At 67.7% G+C, this 16,548-nt stretch carries 22 protein-coding genes; 4 read left to right on the forward strand and 18 right to left on the reverse strand.

All coding sequences use genetic code 11. The features are described from left to right. Positions 1-89: 89 nt before the first annotated feature. The 4 genes from TSO221_RS08030 to TSO221_RS08045 are packed head-to-tail and all read right to left on the reverse strand — an operon-like array spanning position 90 to position 3,618. Complete coding sequence (locus TSO221_RS08030; protein WP_109118053.1) at positions 90-380, reverse strand: ferredoxin family protein; 291 nt, start codon at positions 378-380, stop codon at positions 90-92. Between the two features lie 5 nt (positions 381-385). Then, positions 386-1,687 carry an FAD-dependent monooxygenase gene (locus TSO221_RS08035; RefSeq protein ID WP_109117964.1) on the reverse strand — a complete coding sequence of 434 codons (1,302 nt, stop codon included), beginning with the start codon at positions 1,685-1,687 and terminating at the stop codon, positions 386-388. A gap of 14 nt (positions 1,688-1,701) precedes the next feature. Beyond that, positions 1,702-2,775 (reverse strand): electron transfer flavoprotein subunit alpha/FixB family protein, encoded by a 1,074-nt coding sequence (locus tag TSO221_RS08040; RefSeq protein ID WP_109117965.1) that lies wholly within the window; start codon positions 2,773-2,775, stop codon positions 1,702-1,704. Positions 2,776-2,787: 12 nt separating this feature from the next. Continuing rightward, positions 2,788-3,618: an electron transfer flavoprotein subunit beta/FixA family protein gene (locus TSO221_RS08045; RefSeq protein WP_109118054.1), complete on the reverse strand. Its 831-nt coding sequence runs from the start codon at positions 3,616-3,618 to the stop codon at positions 2,788-2,790. A 355-nt stretch (positions 3,619-3,973) separates the two neighbouring features. Between TSO221_RS08045 and TSO221_RS08050 the strand changes: the two genes are divergently transcribed. Both TSO221_RS08050 and TSO221_RS08055 read left to right on the forward strand, forming a co-directional pair. Next, entirely contained in the window at positions 3,974-4,210 is a 237-nt protein-coding gene (locus TSO221_RS08050) for a type II toxin-antitoxin system CcdA family antitoxin (protein ID WP_109117966.1), read from the forward strand. Beyond that, positions 4,210-4,530: a CcdB family protein gene (locus TSO221_RS08055; protein ID WP_109117967.1), complete on the forward strand. Its 321-nt coding sequence runs from the start codon at positions 4,210-4,212 to the stop codon at positions 4,528-4,530. The genes TSO221_RS08050 and TSO221_RS08055 overlap by 1 nt, the downstream gene beginning before the upstream one ends. Here the strand turns inward: TSO221_RS08055 and TSO221_RS08060 are convergent. From TSO221_RS08060 to nifE, 12 genes are all read right to left on the reverse strand, one after another. After that, positions 4,527-4,850, reverse strand: a complete 324-nt coding sequence (locus TSO221_RS08060; RefSeq protein ID WP_109117968.1) for a nitrogenase-stabilizing/protective protein NifW — start codon at positions 4,848-4,850, stop codon at positions 4,527-4,529. The genes TSO221_RS08055 and TSO221_RS08060 overlap by 4 nt on opposite strands. Continuing rightward, complete coding sequence (cysE, locus tag TSO221_RS08065; RefSeq protein WP_348770254.1) at positions 4,847-5,581, reverse strand: serine O-acetyltransferase; 735 nt, start codon at positions 5,579-5,581, stop codon at positions 4,847-4,849. Before cysE ends, TSO221_RS08060 begins: the two co-directional genes overlap by 4 nt. 38 nt (positions 5,582-5,619) lie before the next feature. Beyond that, positions 5,620-6,747, reverse strand: a complete 1,128-nt coding sequence (gene nifV / locus TSO221_RS08070; protein ID WP_109117970.1) for a homocitrate synthase — start codon at positions 6,745-6,747, stop codon at positions 5,620-5,622. A gap of 121 nt (positions 6,748-6,868) precedes the next feature. Further along, entirely contained in the window at positions 6,869-8,071 is a 1,203-nt protein-coding gene (gene nifS / locus TSO221_RS08075; RefSeq protein ID WP_109117971.1) for a cysteine desulfurase NifS, read from the reverse strand. A 2-nt stretch (positions 8,072-8,073) separates the two neighbouring features. Further along, a complete protein-coding gene (nifU, locus tag TSO221_RS08080; RefSeq protein ID WP_109117972.1) occupies positions 8,074-8,997 on the reverse strand; it encodes a Fe-S cluster assembly protein NifU in 924 nt (307 codons plus the stop codon). A gap of 24 nt (positions 8,998-9,021) precedes the next feature. Beyond that, entirely contained in the window at positions 9,022-9,393 is a 372-nt protein-coding gene (locus tag TSO221_RS08085) for an iron-sulfur cluster assembly accessory protein (RefSeq protein WP_109117973.1), read from the reverse strand. Between the two features lie 475 nt (positions 9,394-9,868). Further along, a complete protein-coding gene (gene fdxB, locus TSO221_RS08090; protein WP_109117974.1) occupies positions 9,869-10,162 on the reverse strand; it encodes a ferredoxin III, nif-specific in 294 nt (97 codons plus the stop codon). A gap of 17 nt (positions 10,163-10,179) precedes the next feature. Beyond that, complete coding sequence (locus TSO221_RS08095) at positions 10,180-10,380, reverse strand: CCE_0567 family metalloprotein (RefSeq protein WP_109117975.1); 201 nt, start codon at positions 10,378-10,380, stop codon at positions 10,180-10,182. A 10-nt stretch (positions 10,381-10,390) separates the two neighbouring features. Then, positions 10,391-10,849, reverse strand: a complete 459-nt coding sequence (locus tag TSO221_RS08100) for a NifX-associated nitrogen fixation protein (RefSeq protein ID WP_109117976.1) — start codon at positions 10,847-10,849, stop codon at positions 10,391-10,393. Positions 10,850-10,852: 3 nt separating this feature from the next. Continuing rightward, positions 10,853-11,320 (reverse strand): nitrogen fixation protein NifX, encoded by a 468-nt coding sequence (gene nifX, locus TSO221_RS08105; protein ID WP_247877951.1) that lies wholly within the window; start codon positions 11,318-11,320, stop codon positions 10,853-10,855. After that, entirely contained in the window at positions 11,299-12,678 is a 1,380-nt protein-coding gene (gene nifN / locus TSO221_RS08110) for a nitrogenase iron-molybdenum cofactor biosynthesis protein NifN (RefSeq protein ID WP_109117977.1), read from the reverse strand. The genes nifX and nifN overlap by 22 nt, the downstream gene beginning before the upstream one ends. Position 12,679: 1 nt before the next feature. Then, positions 12,680-14,059, reverse strand: coding sequence for a nitrogenase iron-molybdenum cofactor biosynthesis protein NifE (nifE, locus tag TSO221_RS08115; RefSeq protein ID WP_109117978.1), 1,380 nt, complete (start codon positions 14,057-14,059; stop codon positions 12,680-12,682). Positions 14,060-14,290: 231 nt separating this feature from the next. On the opposite strand from nifE, the gene TSO221_RS08120 reads away from it, so the two are divergent. Further along, on the forward strand, positions 14,291-15,010 hold the full coding sequence (locus tag TSO221_RS08120; RefSeq protein ID WP_158284026.1) for a TRIC cation channel family protein: 720 nt from the start codon (positions 14,291-14,293) through the stop codon (positions 15,008-15,010). A gap of 112 nt (positions 15,011-15,122) precedes the next feature. Beyond that, positions 15,123-15,593, forward strand: coding sequence for a DoxX family protein (locus tag TSO221_RS08125; RefSeq protein ID WP_109117980.1), 471 nt, complete (start codon positions 15,123-15,125; stop codon positions 15,591-15,593). Positions 15,594-15,610: 17 nt separating this feature from the next. Here TSO221_RS08125 and TSO221_RS08130 read toward each other — a convergent pair whose 3' ends face one another. Both TSO221_RS08130 and TSO221_RS08135 read right to left on the reverse strand, forming a co-directional pair. Beyond that, positions 15,611-16,081, reverse strand: coding sequence for a hypothetical protein (locus TSO221_RS08130; protein WP_109117981.1), 471 nt, complete (start codon positions 16,079-16,081; stop codon positions 15,611-15,613). A gap of 36 nt (positions 16,082-16,117) precedes the next feature. Then, a complete protein-coding gene (locus TSO221_RS08135) occupies positions 16,118-16,462 on the reverse strand; it encodes a hypothetical protein (RefSeq protein ID WP_109118056.1) in 345 nt (114 codons plus the stop codon). Positions 16,463-16,548: the final 86 nt, after the last annotated feature.

Raw genomic sequence — 16,548 nt, forward strand, 5'->3', positions numbered from 1 at the left:
AACCCCACCCCGCTGGTTGCGGGGAGGGGTTTTCAAGTCCTGGCGGATAGGAGAGGGATCCGGGCGCCGGGATAGCGTGCGCCCAGGCCTCAACCGAACTTGTAACTTATACCGTATCCGCCGCGCGGGTAGTCCCAGGCGATGTTTTGTTTGTCCTGGCAGACCACGCGGCAGGTGCCGCACTCCAGGCAGCCGTCCGTCGCCAGCGTCACCGTGCCCGCCGCGTCGGCGGTGTAGCACGCCGCCGGACAGCACCAGGTGCAGGCCTTATGGTCGCAGGTGGTGCACGTCGCCTTGTCCTTGATGGCGATGTGCGGGTGGCTTTCGTCGACGATGTAGCGGTTCTGGTACAGCTTCTCTTCGACCTTGGGGGTGCTCATGTGGCTCATCGGAATGCCCTCGCCAGCTTGATCGCGTCGCCCACCAGCCCGAACACGGAGCGCTTCTTCACGAAGGAGCGCAGGATCTCCTTCTCCTTGGTCAGCTTGTCGACGCTGTCCACGGTGAAGAGGTTGTGCGCGGCGGCGTTGATGAGGTCGGGGTAGGCGCCGAAGAACTGCTTGTTCTCGTGCATGATCCCCGGCAGGTCCTTGTACTTCTTCAGGTCCTTCATGACGAAGGAGTCGTCCAGCGCCTTCTTGTAGGCGGCGAGGTTCGCCGCGGTGAACGGCTTGCCCGCCTTTTTCAGCGCGATGATCGTCTCCGCCGCCATGCGGCCCGAGGCCATGGCGAGGTTGGAGCCCTCGCGGTGCGCGGCGTTGTTGAAGTGCGCGGCGTCGCCCGCCACCACCCAGCCGTCGCCGTACAGCTCGGGCACCGCGTTGAAGCCGCCCTCGGGGATCATGTGCGCGGCGTACTCCTTCATCTCCGCACCCTCGATGAGGGGGGCGATGACGGGGTGGCGCTTGAGGTCCTCCAGCATCTTGTAGGGCGGGATGGACCCTTTCTTGAAGTCGGAGATCAGGCAGCCGATGCCGATCGTCAGCGACTCCTTGTTGGTGTAGAGGAAGGCGGTGCCGACCATCCCCTTGGTCACCTTGCCCATGATCTCGATGACCACGCCTTCCTCGTCCTTCAGGCCGAAGCGCTGCTGGATGAGTTCGGGGTCGATGAACAGGATCTCTTTCACCGCGAGCGCGACGTTCTGCGGCTCCAGCTCCTTCTGGAGGCCGGCGCGCTTGGCCAGCAGCGCGTTGACGCCGTCCGCCATCACCACCACGTCGGCGTGGATCTCGCCGCCGACGCGGTCGGTGCGCACGCCGTAGACCTTACCCGAGGAATCGCGCAGCAGCTCGGTCACCGTGGTCTCGCAGATCTGCAGCGCGCCGGCGCCGCGGATCTTCTCGGAGAACCACTTGTCGATGTTGGCGCGGATGATCGTGTAGCGGTTCGGCGTCTCGGTGTTGTAGCCGTCCGAGCGGTAGTTGGTGCCGATGTAGCTGTCGTCGCCCAGCAGCCAGATGCGCTGCTCGATGACGTGGCGTTCGGTCGGGCAGTCCTCGCGGAAGTCGGGGATGATCTTCTCCAGCTCCGCGGCGTACATGATGCCGCCCTGGACGTTCTTGGCGCCGGGGTACTCGCCGCGCTCGAGCTGGAGCACGTTCAGGCCGGCCTTGGCCAGCGTGTAGGCCGCCGCGTTGCCGGACGGGCCGGCGCCGACGACGATGGCATCGAACTTTTCCACCATGGTCCTGTCCCTCCTCAGCTCGCCAGCCGGTTGACTTGCAGGCGCTTGGCGAACGCTTCCGTGAGCGCCGGGAGCACCTGCAGGGCGTCGCCGACGATCGCGTGGTGCGCGAAGTCGAAGATCGGCGCGTTCGGATCGGTGTTGATCGCCAGGATCAGGTCGGCCTTCTCCATGCCCACCCGGTGCTGGATGGCGCCGCTGATCCCCGCCGCGATGTAGAGCTTCGGGCGCACCGTCTTGCCGGTCTGCCCGACCTGGCGGTCGAAGGTCGCCCAGCCCGCCTGCACCAGCGGCCGCGTCACGCCCACCTCGGCGCCCAGAACCTTGGCGAGGTCCCAGACCAGGCCGAGGTTCTCCGGCTTGCCCAGGCCCTTGCCGGCGGCGACGATGATGTCGGCGAAGGCCAGCTGCGCCTCGTTCTGCGCGCTGTCGGGGATGAAGCGCAGCACCTTGGTGACGACGTCCTCCTCCGCCAGGGCCGGCGTGATCTCGACGACGCGGCCGATGCGGGTCTCGTCGCGGTCGGGCATCGCCATGACGCGCGGGCGGACGGTTGCCATCTGCGGGCGGAAGGCCAGCGTCTGGATGGTGCACAGGAGCGTGCCGCCGAAGGTCGGCCGGGTGGCGGCGAGGCTGCGGTTCTCGGCGTAGATGTCCAGCTCGGTGCAGTCGGCGGTCAGGCCGGTCTGCAGCGTGGTGGCGATGGCGCCGGCGAGGTCGCGGCCCAGCGTGGTGGCGCCCAGCAGCACGATCTCCGGCTTGTGGGCGTTGACGACGTCGGTCATGACGCGGGCGTAGGGCTCGGTGCGGTAGTCGGCCAGCACCGGGTCGGTCACCTTGTAGACCACGTCGGCCCCGAACCCGAACGCCTCGCCGCAGATGCGGTTGAGGTCGGGGCTGTCGGCGCCCAGCACCACGGCGCCGACCTCGACGCCCAGCTTGTCGGCCAGCTTGCGGGCCTCGCCCACCAGCTCCCACGACACGGAGTGGGCTTGGCCGCGCTCCTGCTCGACGATGACCCAGACGCCCTGGTAGGCCTTGAGGTGCTCGGGCAGCTGGAAGCGGCGGCCCTGGGGCTTGTCGCTCATGTGCGGGTCTCCTTATCGGGCGAGCAGCTCGGAGGCGAGCTTGGGCTGGGCGGCGAAGATGGTGTCGATGGCGGCGGCCGCGAGGGCCGCGGGGCCGTCGCCCTCGACGACGTTGGCCTTCTGGGCGCGCGGCTTCGGCACGAAGACCTTGGAGACCACGGTGGGCGAACCCTTGAGGCCGACCTTGGTCTCGTCCTCGACGCAGTCGTCCTTGCCCCACTGGCGCAGCGGCGTGCGCGCGGCGCGGAACAGATCGTCCATGGTGCCGAAGCGCATGGTGTTGGTGCCCTCCAGCATGGTGATCATGCAGGGCAGCGCGGTCTTCAGCACCTGCACGCCGCCCTCGGAGCGGCGGTGCACGGTGATCTCGCGCTTTTCGGTGTCCACGCCCTCGATCTTCGAAATGTAGGTGAGCTGCTGCAGGCCGAGGCGCGTGGCGATGCCGGGGCCGACCTGGGCGGTGTCGCCGTCCACCGTCTGCTTGCCGCAGAAGACGAGGTCGACCGGGTCCTCCTCGTGCAGCTTCCTGATGGCGGAGGTCAGTGCGTAGGAGGTCGCCAGCGTGTCCGAGCCGGCGAACTTGCGGTCGGTCAGCAGCACCGCCGCGTCGGCGCCGAAGGACAGCGCCTTGCGCAGCGACGCCTCGGCCATCGGCGGGCCCATGGTCAGCACGGTGACCTTGGCGCCGGTGCGGTCCTTGATGCGCAGGGCCTCTTCCAGCGAGAAGAGGTCGAAGGGGTTGATGATCGCCGGCACACCCTGCCGCATGATGGTGTTGGTCACCGGATGGATGCGGATCTGCGCGCTGTCCGGGACCTGCTTGATACAGACGACGATGTGCATGCCGGTCTCCTGCTGCATCGCGGGAAATTGCTGGCTGTACGGATAATCGCATTATGGTACCAAATTGCTGTTATAGCAATGGTCCGCGATGCACCGCGAGGCTCGTGCGGCCGTTTCGGGCCGCGCACAGGATTGAGCAAGGAGCGTGCCAGCGTTTCGAGGAAGCCTGCAAAGCGCTGAAACGGCTTGGATTGTTTGGTTTTGGCCGGCGCCTGCCACTGTGTCGCGTTCATGACATGGCGGGCGCTTTGTCGGGTTCTAAACAGCGGTGGTGTGACCAATCAGAAAATGCTGATCTCCTTGAAGGGCGGTCGATGCGCGCATAAATTATGCGCAGAATTCAAGGGGGTGAGTGATGGCCCGACGCACTGCCCTTCGGAAACCGACCAACGTGTCGGCGCGCACCGACCTGGTGGCTGAAGCCAAGTCCCTGGGCATCAACCTGTCCGAGGTGTTTGAGACCGCGCTGGAAGCCTCGGTGCAGGAAGCCCGGCGGCAGCAGTGGGCGCAGGAGAACAGGGAGGCCTTCGCCGATTACGACCGCTTCGTCGAGGTGAACGGCGTCTTCAGCAAGGGCAAGAGGCTCTTCTGATGCGCTTTCTCGACGTCTGCCGGAACCCGGACGCCGAAGGCAGACCCGACCATCCCGTGCCGTTTCTGCTGATCGTCCAGGGCGACCATGTCGACGTGCGGAGTTCGCGGGTCGTCGTGCCGCTGGTGCGGGCGAGCGATGCGGGCAAACCGGTCAAGCGCCTGATGCCGGTGTTTGCCATCGGCGGGGAGCAGGTCGTCATGATGACGCCGCAGATCGCCGGCATCTCGACGGCCGAGATCGGGCCGGCCATCGCAAATCTGGCCGATCGCCGCCTTGAGGTCAGGACGGCGATCGACATCCTGACCGGCGATCTTTAACGCACCAGCGAATCCAGCGAGACGAACCGGTCGCTCATCCGCTCGGCCTGCTGCTGGTGGACCTTGAAGGTCTTCTCGGCGACGCCGGTGCTGACCACGAAGTCGTGGTAGGCGCGTTCCAGGTGGACGCGGTGGCGGGCGGCGAGGTCGGCGTCGTCGGTGATGCCCTCCAGGCCGGTGTCGGCAGCCAGGTAGGTGTGGAAGCGCTGCAGGATGTGCAGGCGGTTCACGTCCACCACGCGGCGCTCGTAGGTCACGCCCAGGAACATCAGGAAGTCCTCGGCGGTCTCCAGATCCTCGAAGTCGTCCTTGAAGCTCATATGTCCAGTCCTTTCACGAGGTCCGCGCCGCAGGCGCGCTGATCGCAGAGGTCGCCGCAGGACGCGCACACCACGCCGGCGGACGGGGTGCCGGCCGAGTCCAGCCGTGCCTCCAGGCGGTTGATGTGGTCGATCAGGCAGGCGATGGCCTTGCCGACCGGGTCGGGCATCAGGTGGTGGTCGAGGTCGATGCCGGCGTCGGTGAGGCGGCGCGCCGTGGCCGGGCGCACCACGCGGCCGGGGATGCCGACCACGGTCATGCCGTCCGGCACGTCCTTGGTGACCACCGAGTTGGCGCCGACCCGCGCCTTGCGGCCGACCGTGATGGGGCCGAGGATCTTGGCTCCGGCGCCGACCAGCACGCCGTCCTCCAGCGTCGGGTGGCGCTTGCCCCGGCTCCAGGTGGTGCCGCCCAGCGTGACACCGTGGTACAGCGTCACGTCGTCGCCGACCTCCGCCGTCTCGCCGATCACCACGCCGGCGCCGTGGTCAATGAAGAAGCGCCGGCCGATCCGCGCGCCCGGGTGGATGTCGATGGCCGTCACCGCCCGCGACAGGTAGGACAGGAAGCGCGCCGGCCAGCGCAGGCCGCGTCGCCACAGGGCGTGCGCCAGCCGGTGCGCCATCAGCGCGTGGACGCCAGGGTAGCAGGTCAGCACGTCCCAGCCGTTGCGCGCCGCCGGATCGCGGCCGAACACGCAGGTCACGTCCTCCTTCAGCAGCCGCAGCAGGCCGGGGGCGGGCAGGGGGGCGGTCTCCGCGATGGCGGTCATGCCGGCACGCCCTCGCGGAAGGCGCGCAGCTCGTCGGAGGTCGGCGCGCGCTTGGCGGTGGTGGCGAGGCTGCGCACCCGGGGCAGGATCGCCTGCGCCTCGGCGTCCTCCAGCGTGACGCCCATCTGCGCGTAGGCCAGCTTGACGGCGGCGGTGCCCGAATGCTTGCCGAGCACGATGCGGTGCTCGCGCCCGACCTCGGCCGGGTCGAAGTTCTGGTAGGTCTGGCGGTCGCGCAGCAGGCCGTCCACGTGGATGCCGGCCTCGTGGGTGAACACCGCCGAGCCGACGATCGACTTGTTGACCGCCACCGGCCGGTTCGACGCCGCCTCGACCAGCGCCGAGATCGCGCCGAAGGAGCGGGTGTCGACGCCCGTCTCGCGGTGGTGCAGCACCTTCAGCGCCATCACCACCTCCTCCAGCGGCGCGTTGCCGGCGCGCTCGCCCAGGCCGTTGACCGTGGTGTTGACGTGGGTGGCGCCGCCCTGCACCGCGGCCAGGGAGTTCGCCGTGGCGAGGCCGAGGTCGTCGTGGGAGTGGATCTCGATCTCCAGGTCGGTGGCGGCGCGGATGCGCGCGATGGCCGCATAGGTCTGGAACGGGTCGAGCACGCCCAGCGTGTCGGCGAAGCGGAAGCGCCGCGCGCCGGCGATCTGCGCGGTGATCGCCGCCTGGATCAGGAAGTCCATGTCGGCGCGCGAGGAGTCCTCGCCGCCCAGGCTGACGTCGACGCCGGCGTCGCGCGCCATGCGCACCATGCGGTCGATCTGCCCCAGCGCCCAGCTGCGCGAGCGGCGCAGCTTCTTGGTGATGTGGATGTCGGAGACCGGCATGGAGAGGTTGACGAAGTCCACGCCGCAGGTCAGCGCCGCCTCCAGGTCGGCGTCGGTCATCCGGCACCAGACCATCAGCCGCGCCTTGAGGCCGAGCGCGGCGACGGCGCGGATGCCCTCGCGCTCCTCCGCGCCCATGGCGGGGATGCCGATCTCCAGCTCCGGCACGCCGCTGTCATCCAGCGCGCGGGCGATGGCGATCTTCTCGGCGAGCGTGAAGGCGACGCCGGCCGTCTGCTCGCCGTCGCGCAGCGTCGTGTCGTTGATGGTGACGAAACCGGGCGTGTGCATCGGCAGAGTCCCCCAGAGTGGCCCCCTCTCCCCAATCCCTCTCCCGCAGGGGGAGAGGGGCTTTGCCGTGTGCCCCCCTCTCCCCTCGCGGGAGAGGGGCCGGGGGAGAGGGGGCGAACCGTTACGCGTAGGTCGGCGCGAAGGCCTTCGGCGCCGCGCCGGCCCCCGCCCAATAGGGCGACAGGCTGCGCAGCCGCTCGATGATGCCCGGCACCACGGCGATCACCCGGTCGATCTCGGCCTCCGTCGTCTCGCGCGACAGCGAGAAGCGGGTGGCGCCGTGCGCGGCCGTATACGGCACGCCCATCGCCCGCATGACGTGGCTGGGCTCCAGCGAGCCCGACGTGCAGGCCGAGCCGGAGGACGCGGCGATGCCGTGCTCGTTCAGCAGCAGCAGGATCGCCTCGCCCTCGATGTACTCGAAGGCGACGTTGGCGGTGTTGGGCAGGCGGTTGGCCGGGTTGCCGGTGACGAAGCAGTTCGGCACCGCCTCCAGGATCGCCGCCTCCAGCTTGTCGCGCAGCGCCTTCACGCGGGTGTTCTCGTCCTGCATGTGGACCAGCGCCAGCTGAGCCGCGGCACCCAGGCCGACGATGCCCGGCGCGTTCTCGGTGCCGGCGCGGCGCGAGCGCTCCTGGTGGCCGCCGCGCAGCATCGGGCGGAAGCGCAGGCCGCGCTTCACGTACAGCGCCCCGATGCCCTTCGGCGCGTGCAGCTTGTGGCCGGACAGCGACAGCATGTCGACCGCGCTGTCCGCCAGCTTCATCGGGATCTTGCCGACCGCCTGCACCGCGTCGGTGTGGAACACCGCGCCGACCGCCTTGGCCAGCACCGCCAGCTCCTCGATCGGGAAGATCGTCCCCGTCTCGTTGTTGGCCCACATGATGGAGACGATGGCGACGTCCTCCGACAGGGCCGCCTTGTAGGCGTCGATGTCCAGGTCGCCCTTGCCGTCCACGGCGATGCGGTGGACGGTGTAACCGCGCTTCTTCTCCAGGTAGTCGCACAGCGCCAGCACGGCGGGGTGCTCGACCACACTGGTGACGATGCTCTTCTTCTTCGGGTAGGCCTCCAGCGCCGAGAGGATGGCGGTGTTGTCGCTCTCCGTGCCGCCGGAGGTGAAGACGACCTCGCTGTCGTGCGCGGCGCCCAAGAGTGCCTGCACCTGCTTGCGCGCCCACTCGATCTTGCCGCCGACGGCGGCGCCAAAGCCGTGCATGGAGGAGGGGTTGCCGAAGTCCTGGGTGAACAGCGGCAGCATCTCCGCCAGCACCTCGGGATCGACGCGGGTGGTGGCGTTGTTGTCCAGGTAGATGCCCGTCATCGTCACGCCCCCGCCGGCATGAGGGAGGCCGGCTTGACGCGGATGAACTCGCCCAGCTTCTCGACCAGCTTCATCTGCACGCCCATCATGGTGCCGGCCGACTGCGAGCAGCCGGAGCAGGCGCCGGACAGCCGCACGTAGATGTCCTTGCCGTCGATATCGACCAGCTCGACGTCGCCGCCGTCCTTCTGGATCTGCGGGCGGATCTCCTCGATGGCCAGCATGATCGCCTGCATGCGCTGGACGTTGGTCAGCTTCGGCGCCGCGGCGGCCGGGGCCTCCTTCGGCTTCAGCGGCAGGATGGCGTCGAGGCCGACGGTGCCCGGCGCGTGTGCCTTGGCGGGCTTCAGCGCGCCGGTCTTGGCGAGCACCGCCTCCAGCACGTCCTCGATCTTCTCGTGGCAGGTCTGGCAGGAGCCGCCGGCCTTGGTGTAGTGGGTGACCTCCTCCAGCGTGGTCAGGCCGTTGACGGTGACGGCGCGCTCGATCATCGCGGCGTCGATGCCGAAGCACTTGCAGACCAGCTCGCCTTCCTCGTGGTCGTCGTCCCACTCCTCGCCCTTGTAGGCGGAGATCGCGGCGCGCAGCGCCTCGGCGCCCATGACGGAGCAGTGCATCTTCTCCGGCGGCAGGCCGCCCAGGTACTCGGCGATATCGCGGTTGGTGAGCAGGAGCGCCTCATCGACGGTCTTGCCGATGATCATCTCGGTCAGCGCCGAGGACGAGGCGATGGCCGAGCCGCAGCCGAAGGTCTGGAAGCGCGCGTCCTCGATCACGTTGGTGGCCGGGTTGACGTTCATCATCAGCTTCAGCGCGTCGCCGCAGGTGATGGAGCCGACCTCGCCGACCGCGTTGGCGCCGTCGAGCACGCCGGCGTTCTTCGGGTTGAAGAAGTGCTCCTTGACCTTGTCGGTGTAGTTCCACATGGGCGGGTGCCTTCTTCAGGGGGATCAGTGCGTGGAGGTGCCGCAGGACGACGCGCTCGCGGGCGAGCAGGAGCCGCCGACGGAGAAGGACTTGCCGCAGCCGCAGCTGGTCGCTTTTGGGTTGTCGAACTTGAAGCCGGCGCCTTCGATGCCTTCCACGAAGTCGACCACGACGCCGTCGAGCAGCGGGGCGCTGTCCGGATCGACGAAGACGCGCACGGCGCCGAACTCGATCACCTCGTCGGTCTCGGACGCCTCGGCCTCCAGGCCCATCTGGTACTTCAGCCCGGCGCAGCCGCCGTCGGTGACGGCGATGCGCAGCCCCTGCACCATCGGTCCGGACTTCGCCAGGACCGTCTCCAACGTGGCCACCGCCGTCTGCGTGAGGGTCACCATGTCTTCGTCTCCTTATCGGCTCGTGAGCCTGTCTGGGGAGATGAGAAGCATGCGGCGTGCCAAGTGATAAGGGGCTGATATGAAAGGATTGTCAGGTTTTCAGGGGTGGGGGATTCGCGACGATTGTCGGGTTTGCGACAGCGACAATGGGGGCAGGCAGCACTTGCCCCCACCCTAACCCTCCCCCGCTGGGCGGGGGAGGGAACTCCGCCCCGTTGCAGGGGAGCACAAGCAAAAGCACCCTCCCCCGCCCAGCGGGGGAGGGTCGGGGTGGGGGAATGGAGCGCGTCAGCGCGGCTGGGCCGTTGAGGCCCCGTGCGCACATGCGCACGTAAGGCAAGCGGCCGGATGGCCGCGCCCGCCGTCTGAGGGAAAATGGAAAGATGGACGCGGGTGGGGAAGCAGGGTTTCGGCCTGAATCATGCTTCCCCACCCCACCTCCGGGCCCCGGGAGAGACGGGTGGGGCCGGAACGGTTACGCCGCCAGCGGCAGGTTGGTGATGCAGCTCTTCGAACAGACCTTCGAGCAGCTCTCGCAGCCGACGCAGTTGCCGACGGTCTTGATGCTCATGACCTTCTTCTCGGCCTCGTCGTCGAAGGCGTCGACGATGTCGCCGTCCTCGGTGATGCCGATCAGCTCCAGCACGTCGCGGCCGCACACCTTGAAGCAGCGGCCGCAGCCGATGCACTGCTTCTGGTCGATGCTCTCGACGAACTTCGGCGTCCAGGCGGCCCCGCCGCGGGTCAGGCCGGTGACGAATGCGCTCATGGTCCTTAGGCTCCTTCTCAAGCGGTCTCGAGCGCCTTCAGCCGGGCGCGCTTCTCGGCCAGCAGCTTGAAGGCTTCATAGGTCTCCTGCGCCACCTCCGGGATGCGCTCCCAGCTCACCGGCAGCTCCTCGGAGAGGTCGTGCAGGTCCATCTTCTTCGCCGTGGCGCGGGCGTTCAGCTTCTTGATCTCGTCCTTGAGGGCGGCGGCATCGGTCATGCTGCGGCCCTCACAGCTGCGCCACGTCGGGGTGCTTTTCGATCAGGTCCACCGCCTCGCGGACCAGCTTGCCGCCGTCGGCGGTCAGCTTCTCCAGCGACGGGAAGCCGAAGCGGTGCACGTCGCGCAGGTGCTTCGACACCACCACAAGGCGTCCGGCGATCAGCACGATGCGGCCGAAGCCCTCGTGGCTCATCTTCATCATGGTCGACCCCATGACGCCGGTCAGCTTCTCCACGGTGATGCCGACGGCCTTGTAGAACAGCTCCAGCCGCCACAGCGTGTCCGGGTCGGGATCGCCGATGATCGGGATCGCCGCGCGGGCCTCCTTGTCGAGGATGAAGGGGGCAAGGATCTGCTCGTCGCTCTTGCCCTCCCAGGCGCCGTAGGTGTCCTCGGCGCGGAACAGCAGGACCAGCGTCTTCAGGAAGGCGCCATCGATGTCTTCGGCAACCGTCACGTCCGTCATGGGTCAATCCTCCTCGTCGTCGGCGAAGGCCAGTTCGGGAACCTCGCCCATCGCCTTGCGCAGCCAGGGCGGCGGGTTGCCATTGATGGTCTCGACCAGCCGGTCGAGCTGGCCGGTGATGGAGGCGGTGGCGTCGACCTTCACCGGGTGGATCTTCTTCGCCACGATGCGCGCCGCCGCCGAGGCGCCGATGGCCGAGAGGTAGACGATGGCGCAGTCGCCGATCGCCTCGATCTTCGGGACCAGCTTGTCCTCGTTGCCGTCCTCGAACATCGAGCCGCCGAACTGGCAGGTCTCCACCATGCGGTAGCCGTCCTTGGCCACCTCGTAGATCGCGATGTTCTTCGCCCAGCCGAAATGCGCATCCACGTGCTGCATGTCCTGGGTGCAGAACGCCACCTTCATGGAACCTCCTCTGGGGCCGGCGGCCCCGTTTTCCTCGATCAGCTTCAGCCGGCGCTGCATCCGCATCCGCCGCCTCCATGGCAATCGTGTCCGCCGCCGTCCGCGTCGTGGTCCGCGTGGTGTTCCGTCTCCTGCGCCAGGAAGCGGTTGGCGAGGGCGAAGAGCAGGTCGCGGGTGCCGCGGTAGCCGACGCTGACCGTCAACCCGGCGCCCAGCCGGTCGAACTGCGGCAGGCCCATGCGGAACAGCTCCACCCCGGCCCGCGCCGCGCCCTGGCGGCCGTGCGAGTTCGAGATGATGAGGTCGCAGCCGTCCGCCAACGCCTCGGCGTCCGTGTGGTCGCCGACCATGACGGTGCCGGCGCGCAGCTTCTCCAGCACCGGCGCCTGGGTCGGCGACACCGCGCCGACCACCTGCGCGCCAAGGTCGGCGAGGAAGCCGGTGACCGCGTGCAGCAGGTCGGGCTCCAGCGCCACCACCACGCGCTTGCGCGCCGTGTAGAAGTGCCCGTCGAGCATGGCGTCGACCAGGCTCTCGCGCTGGCGGCGCAGGCGGGCGGGGACCGGGCGGCCGGAGATCTCGGCCAGTGCCCGGATGAAGCGGTCGCTCACCTCCAGCCCGGTCAGCCGGTCGAAGAACAGCGAGCGCACGTCGGTCTTCAGCTCCAGCGCCGCAGCGGCGGTGCGCATCTGTTCGCCCAGCACCAGCGTCGCCTCCGACTGGCCCATGGCGCGGACCTGGTCGATGGTGGTGCCGCCCAGCGAGGTCGGGGTGAAGTCGTCGGGCTGGCGGCCGGACATGGACAGCGACAGGTCGGGCAGGATGATCGGCGTGAGGCCGAAGCTCTCGACGATGTCGCGGATCTCCTCGACGTCGCCCGGCGTCAGGTGGCAGCCGGCCAGGATGTTGACCTGACCCTTCACCGTGGAGCGCGAGGGCTCGGCGAACGCCTCGACGATGCCGGTGACTGCGGCGGCGAAGCCGTCCTCGAAGCCGCCGGCGAAGTCCGGCGTGTTGACGAACACCAGATTGAGGTGCGCGAGGGTCGGGTTGCGCTGGCGGAAGGTGGCGAGGTGGCCAGCCAAGTCCTCGCCCTTGGTCTCGGTGACGCCGGTGGTGGCGACGCCGATCAGGGCGGGCTTCATGCGCTCGTCGATGTTCTTGAGCGCCTCCTCCAGGTTCTCGTAGCCGCCGAGGATGGTCGAGACCTGATCCATGGCGGTGGTCTGCAGCGGGATCGCCTCGCGGAAGTGCCGCACCAGCAGCACGAGGCCGAAGGCGGTGCAGCCCTGGCTGCCGTGGAACAGCGGCAGCGAACGGTCCATGCCGAGGAAGGCGAGCGCGGCGCCGATCGGCTGGCTCATCTTCAGCGGGTTGGTGGCGACGGACTTGGTGGAGGTGGGGAAGCGCTGGATGTGGCCCATGTTACACCTCCCACGGGGCTGGCGTGCGAACCTGCCGCCAGATCGGGCTGGAGAGCGTCTTGTCGATCTCCTCGCATAGCGTGATGATGCCGTCGTAGCCGGCGTAGGGGTGGTGGCGCTCCTGGTTGATGTCGAGCCAGGGGACCTTCGCCTTCAGCGAGATGAACTGGCTGCGCCCGCCGGACAGCATGATGTCGGCTTCCGACTCGCGCAGCATGCGGTACATCTCGCGCGGCTTCAGGTCGTCCCACATGTGGAACTCCTGGCCCTTCTTCTTGCGGATGCGCTCCTTGTCCTCGGCGGTCGACTTCTTGGTCGAGGTGCCGACGATGGTGAGGCCGGCCTCCTCCAGCGCGGTGACCATCGACCAGCTCTTGACGCCGCCGGTGAACAGCAGCACCCGCTTGCCCTCGAAGCGCGGCCGGTAGGCCTGCAGGCGGCGCTGGGCGCGCGCCTCCTCGCGGGCGATGACGCCCTCGGCGCGGTCCATCAGGTCGGCGGCGGCGCCGCGCTCGACCAGCATGCGGGTCATGGTGCGCAGGGTGTCGCTCATGTCCGAGACGCCGTAGAAGGAGCCCTCGAAGTAGGGCATCCCCCAGCGCTCCTGCATCTTGCGGCCGACGTTCACCAGCGCCTGCGAGCACACCACCATGGTGACGCGGGCGCGATGCGCCCGGGCGACCTCGTGGTACTTGGCGTCGCCGGAGATGTTGGAGAGCAGCCGGATGCCGATCTCCTCCAGCAGCGGCTTCACCTGCCACAGTTCGCCGGCGAGGTTGTACTCGCCGATCACGCAGACGTCGGTGTCGGTGGTGAAGGCCGGCTCCTGCGTGCCGATGACGTGGTCGAGCAGCGTCTCGCCGGCCAGCTTGTTGCCGAGGTTCTTCGACCCGACGAAGCCCGGCACGTTCACCGGGATCACCGGCACGCCGAACTTCGCCGCGGCGTGCTTGCACACCGCCTCGATGTCGTCGCCGATCATGGCGGGGACGCAGGTCTGGTAGACGAAGACGGCCGGCGGCTTGTGCTGCTGCACGACCTCCTTGATCGCCTTGTAGAGCTTCTTCTCGCCGCCGTGGATGATGTCCAGCTCCGACAGGTCGGTGGTCAGGCCGGTGCGGTAGAGCTGCGAGTGCGAGGAGCGCGTGCCGCGGTTGTCCCACGAGTTGCCCAGGCAGGCGATCGGCCCGTGCACGAGGTGCGCGGCGTCGGCGATCGGCTGCAGCGCGATCATCGCGCCGTCATAGGCGCAGCCGCCGGCCGCGGCGCCGGGCTTCAGCGCCTTGGAGCAGCCCTTCTTGCGCTCCTTGTCGGTCTTCGCCTGGTTGGTCGTGCAACCGGGTTCATTGAAGACCTCCTGGACCTTGTCGGCAACGGACATGCAGGCCTCCTCGCTGCGGGCGAGGAGGGATTTGCACGGCCTGTGCCAGAGGCTAATCTATTGATTCTCTTGGAATCGAGTGCGCGTGGGCGATGTCCGGAAGCTGACAATCGCCGATCCTTGTCGGATGTCGCACACGGGGGCGGGCCTTGACGCCGGTCTTGACGAACATGGCGTGGGCCGGCAATGGGGATGCTCCTTTCGACTGCGCGCGGCGGAGAGCCCGGAAGCATGGATCTGTCGGCATCCCTGGATCAGGTGGTCTCCAGCCATTGGTTCATCACCATCGACCTGATCGGCACGGTTGCCTTCGCGCTGTCGGGGATCACCATCGCCCGGTCCGAGCGGTACTCGATGCTGGGCGCCTTCGTCCTGGCCTGGTTGCCGGCGCTGGGCGGCGGGCTGGTGATGGACCTGATCGCCGGGCGCGTGCCGCCGGGCATCATGGCGCAGCCCTCCTACATGTACGCGATCATCGCCACGGTGCTGGTGGCGCGCGGCGTCCTGTGGCTGATCGACCGGGCGCGCGGGCGCTGGCTGTTCTTCTTCGACGTCGTGCACTGGTACCTGATGGTGGCGCGCCGGGTGCCGCCGACCACTCTGCTGGTGGTGTTCGACGCGGTGGGGCTGGCCGGCTTCACGGTGACCGGTGTGTTCACCGCGGTGCAGTTCCACTGCCACCCGCTGGAGCTGTGGGGGCCGGCCTTCGCCATGATGAACGCCAGCCTCGGCGCCATCCTGCGCGACGTGGTGCGCGCCGACGCCCACAACCCCATCCTCAAGGGCTCCGTCTACGCCGAGATCGCCGTGGCCGGCGGGCTGGCCCTGTCGCTCTACGTGCAGGCGGCGCCGGTGTGGGCGCTGGGCTACGGGGTGGTGGCGACGCTGGTGGCGCTGCCGGTGGTGCGGGTGCTGCTGTACCGGCGCGAGGCGCGGGCGCCGATGTTCTGAGGACCGGCATCAAGGGGCGTCGGGCGGCATACGCCGTTTGTTTTCGTGCGCCGGACTGTTCGGGACGCGTTCCAGTCCACAGCTCAAGTGCGGACGGTCACTGGAGGCAGTCATGGCGACGTTCGGCAGCCGCTCGTCCGGAGCGGCGTCCTGGGACCATCGAAGCACCGCCGGCTGGCAGGACGCGACGCTGCTCGTCGCCCGCGTGATGCTCGGCGCGATCTTCGTTCAGAGCGGTTTCGGCAAGCTGACCAACCTCGCCGGATTCGCCGAAGGGCTGGAGAAGATGGGGGTGCCGGTGCCCTCCATGGCGGGGCTGGCCGGCGCCTGCGTCGAGTTCTTCGGCGGGCTGGCCATCGTGCTGGGCGCGTGGACGGGACTGGCGGCCATCCTGGTGGCCGGCTTCACGGTCGTTGCGACGCTCCTCGCTCACCGCTTCTGGGATGTGCCGCCCGAGCAGCGGATGATGCAGAACATCCAGTTCATGAAAAACGTGGCGATCGTCGGCGGCCTGCTGGCGCTGCTGGCCGCCGGAGCGGGGCGCTACAGCGTGGACGGCTTCCGGCGGCGGCGGGAGTGGTGAAGCATGCCTTCGCCGTCCTACTTCAGCTTGGTCGAAATCTTCCTCCCATCATAATGCGTCAGCGTCACGACCAGTGAACCGTCCTTGTTCAAGGTATAGGTATCCTTGAGGATCTCCGAGCAGCTTCGGATTTTGATCTCCTTCACCGCGAGCGTTTCCAAATGCAGCGCGTACCAGCCGCCGGCGTGGCAGGAGGTGCCTCGATTTTCCTGCAGGATGAGGAACTTGCCCTCCGACGCCACGGCTGACAAGCCGGGGCCCAGCGCCTTGGAAATCACGACCGGCGTGCCGGCTGGTACGCCGCGCCGGCAACCCGTGCAGGCGAGGTTCAGATTTTCATCGACGAAATACGCTTTGCCATCCTGCTCGTGCAGGAGTTTCCGCTCGGCCTGCTGAGCTTGTGCCGGTGCATGGTGCGCGAATGAAATGGCGAAAAGGGCGGCGCTGACAAGGCCAAGGGTCGTTAAGCGGTTGGGCTGCGCAAGCATGATGTTTCCTCTTTTTCTGAAGCCGGTTTGTGGGGATCAATTGCAATCCATTCCGCCATGGATGTTTGGCGTGCACACTTTTCCATTGCTGTAGGTCTGGCCGCCGAAAATGTTCTGTCGACTATAAACTCCGTTGTTATAATTGTGGCCGCCATGAATGTTGGATTGGCTTCTAAGGCCGTTGTTGCAGTCTTCTCCGCCAAGTATGTTCGGGTTGCAAACTAAGCCGTTGCTCCATTCCTGCCCGCCAAAAATATTCTTTCTCGAGTAAAGACCATTGTCGCAATTATACCCGCCATGAATGTTTGCCATGCAACGCTCCGCCGCCGCGGTATGGGCATAGAGAGCGATAACGGCGCACATGATCATCGGCAAGCGCATGGTCCCCTCCATAGGTTGGAACATGCAAGGATGAACGTCCTGTCGCCTTGAAATATTCCAGGCGATGGCTGTTGCGACAAGGGGGC

The organism is Azospirillum sp. TSO22-1, assembly GCF_003116015.1.
Classification (GTDB): Bacteria; Pseudomonadota; Alphaproteobacteria; order Azospirillales; family Azospirillaceae; genus Azospirillum.

What these genes read in the sequence shown, in the direction of transcription:
- TSO221_RS08030 (WP_109118053.1), bottom strand. Translation starts at nt 380, where the DNA reads ATGAGCACCCCCAAGGTCGAAGAGAAGCTGTACCAGAACCGCTACATC.
- TSO221_RS08035 (WP_109117964.1), bottom strand. Translation starts at nt 1,687, where the DNA reads ATGGTGGAAAAGTTCGATGCCATCGTCGTCGGCGCCGGCCCGTCCGGC.
- TSO221_RS08040 (WP_109117965.1), bottom strand. Translation starts at nt 2,775, where the DNA reads ATGAGCGACAAGCCCCAGGGCCGCCGCTTCCAGCTGCCCGAGCACCTC.
- TSO221_RS08045 (WP_109118054.1), bottom strand. Translation starts at nt 3,618, where the DNA reads ATGCACATCGTCGTCTGTATCAAGCAGGTCCCGGACAGCGCGCAGATC.
- TSO221_RS08050 (WP_109117966.1), top strand. Translation starts at nt 3,974, where the DNA reads ATGGCCCGACGCACTGCCCTTCGGAAACCGACCAACGTGTCGGCGCGC.
- TSO221_RS08055 (WP_109117967.1), top strand. Translation starts at nt 4,210, where the DNA reads ATGCGCTTTCTCGACGTCTGCCGGAACCCGGACGCCGAAGGCAGACCC.
- TSO221_RS08060 (WP_109117968.1), bottom strand. Translation starts at nt 4,850, where the DNA reads ATGAGCTTCAAGGACGACTTCGAGGATCTGGAGACCGCCGAGGACTTC.
- nifV (WP_109117970.1), bottom strand. Translation starts at nt 6,747, where the DNA reads ATGCACACGCCCGGTTTCGTCACCATCAACGACACGACGCTGCGCGAC.
- nifS (WP_109117971.1), bottom strand. Translation starts at nt 8,071, where the DNA reads ATGACGGGCATCTACCTGGACAACAACGCCACCACCCGCGTCGATCCC.
- nifU (WP_109117972.1), bottom strand. Translation starts at nt 8,997, where the DNA reads ATGTGGAACTACACCGACAAGGTCAAGGAGCACTTCTTCAACCCGAAG.
- TSO221_RS08085 (WP_109117973.1), bottom strand. Translation starts at nt 9,393, where the DNA reads ATGGTGACCCTCACGCAGACGGCGGTGGCCACGTTGGAGACGGTCCTG.
- fdxB (WP_109117974.1), bottom strand. Translation starts at nt 10,162, where the DNA reads ATGAGCGCATTCGTCACCGGCCTGACCCGCGGCGGGGCCGCCTGGACG.
- TSO221_RS08095 (WP_109117975.1), bottom strand. Translation starts at nt 10,380, where the DNA reads ATGACCGATGCCGCCGCCCTCAAGGACGAGATCAAGAAGCTGAACGCC.
- TSO221_RS08100 (WP_109117976.1), bottom strand. Translation starts at nt 10,849, where the DNA reads ATGACGGACGTGACGGTTGCCGAAGACATCGATGGCGCCTTCCTGAAG.
- nifX (WP_247877951.1), bottom strand. Translation starts at nt 11,320, where the DNA reads ATGCGGATGCAGCGCCGGCTGAAGCTGATCGAGGAAAACGGGGCCGCC.
- nifN (WP_109117977.1), bottom strand. Translation starts at nt 12,678, where the DNA reads ATGGGCCACATCCAGCGCTTCCCCACCTCCACCAAGTCCGTCGCCACC.
- nifE (WP_109117978.1), bottom strand. Translation starts at nt 14,059, where the DNA reads ATGTCCGTTGCCGACAAGGTCCAGGAGGTCTTCAATGAACCCGGTTGC.
- TSO221_RS08120 (WP_158284026.1), top strand. Translation starts at nt 14,291, where the DNA reads ATGGATCTGTCGGCATCCCTGGATCAGGTGGTCTCCAGCCATTGGTTC.
- TSO221_RS08125 (WP_109117980.1), top strand. Translation starts at nt 15,123, where the DNA reads ATGGCGACGTTCGGCAGCCGCTCGTCCGGAGCGGCGTCCTGGGACCAT.
- TSO221_RS08130 (WP_109117981.1), bottom strand. Translation starts at nt 16,081, where the DNA reads ATGCTTGCGCAGCCCAACCGCTTAACGACCCTTGGCCTTGTCAGCGCC.
- TSO221_RS08135 (WP_109118056.1), bottom strand. Translation starts at nt 16,462, where the DNA reads ATGCGCTTGCCGATGATCATGTGCGCCGTTATCGCTCTCTATGCCCAT.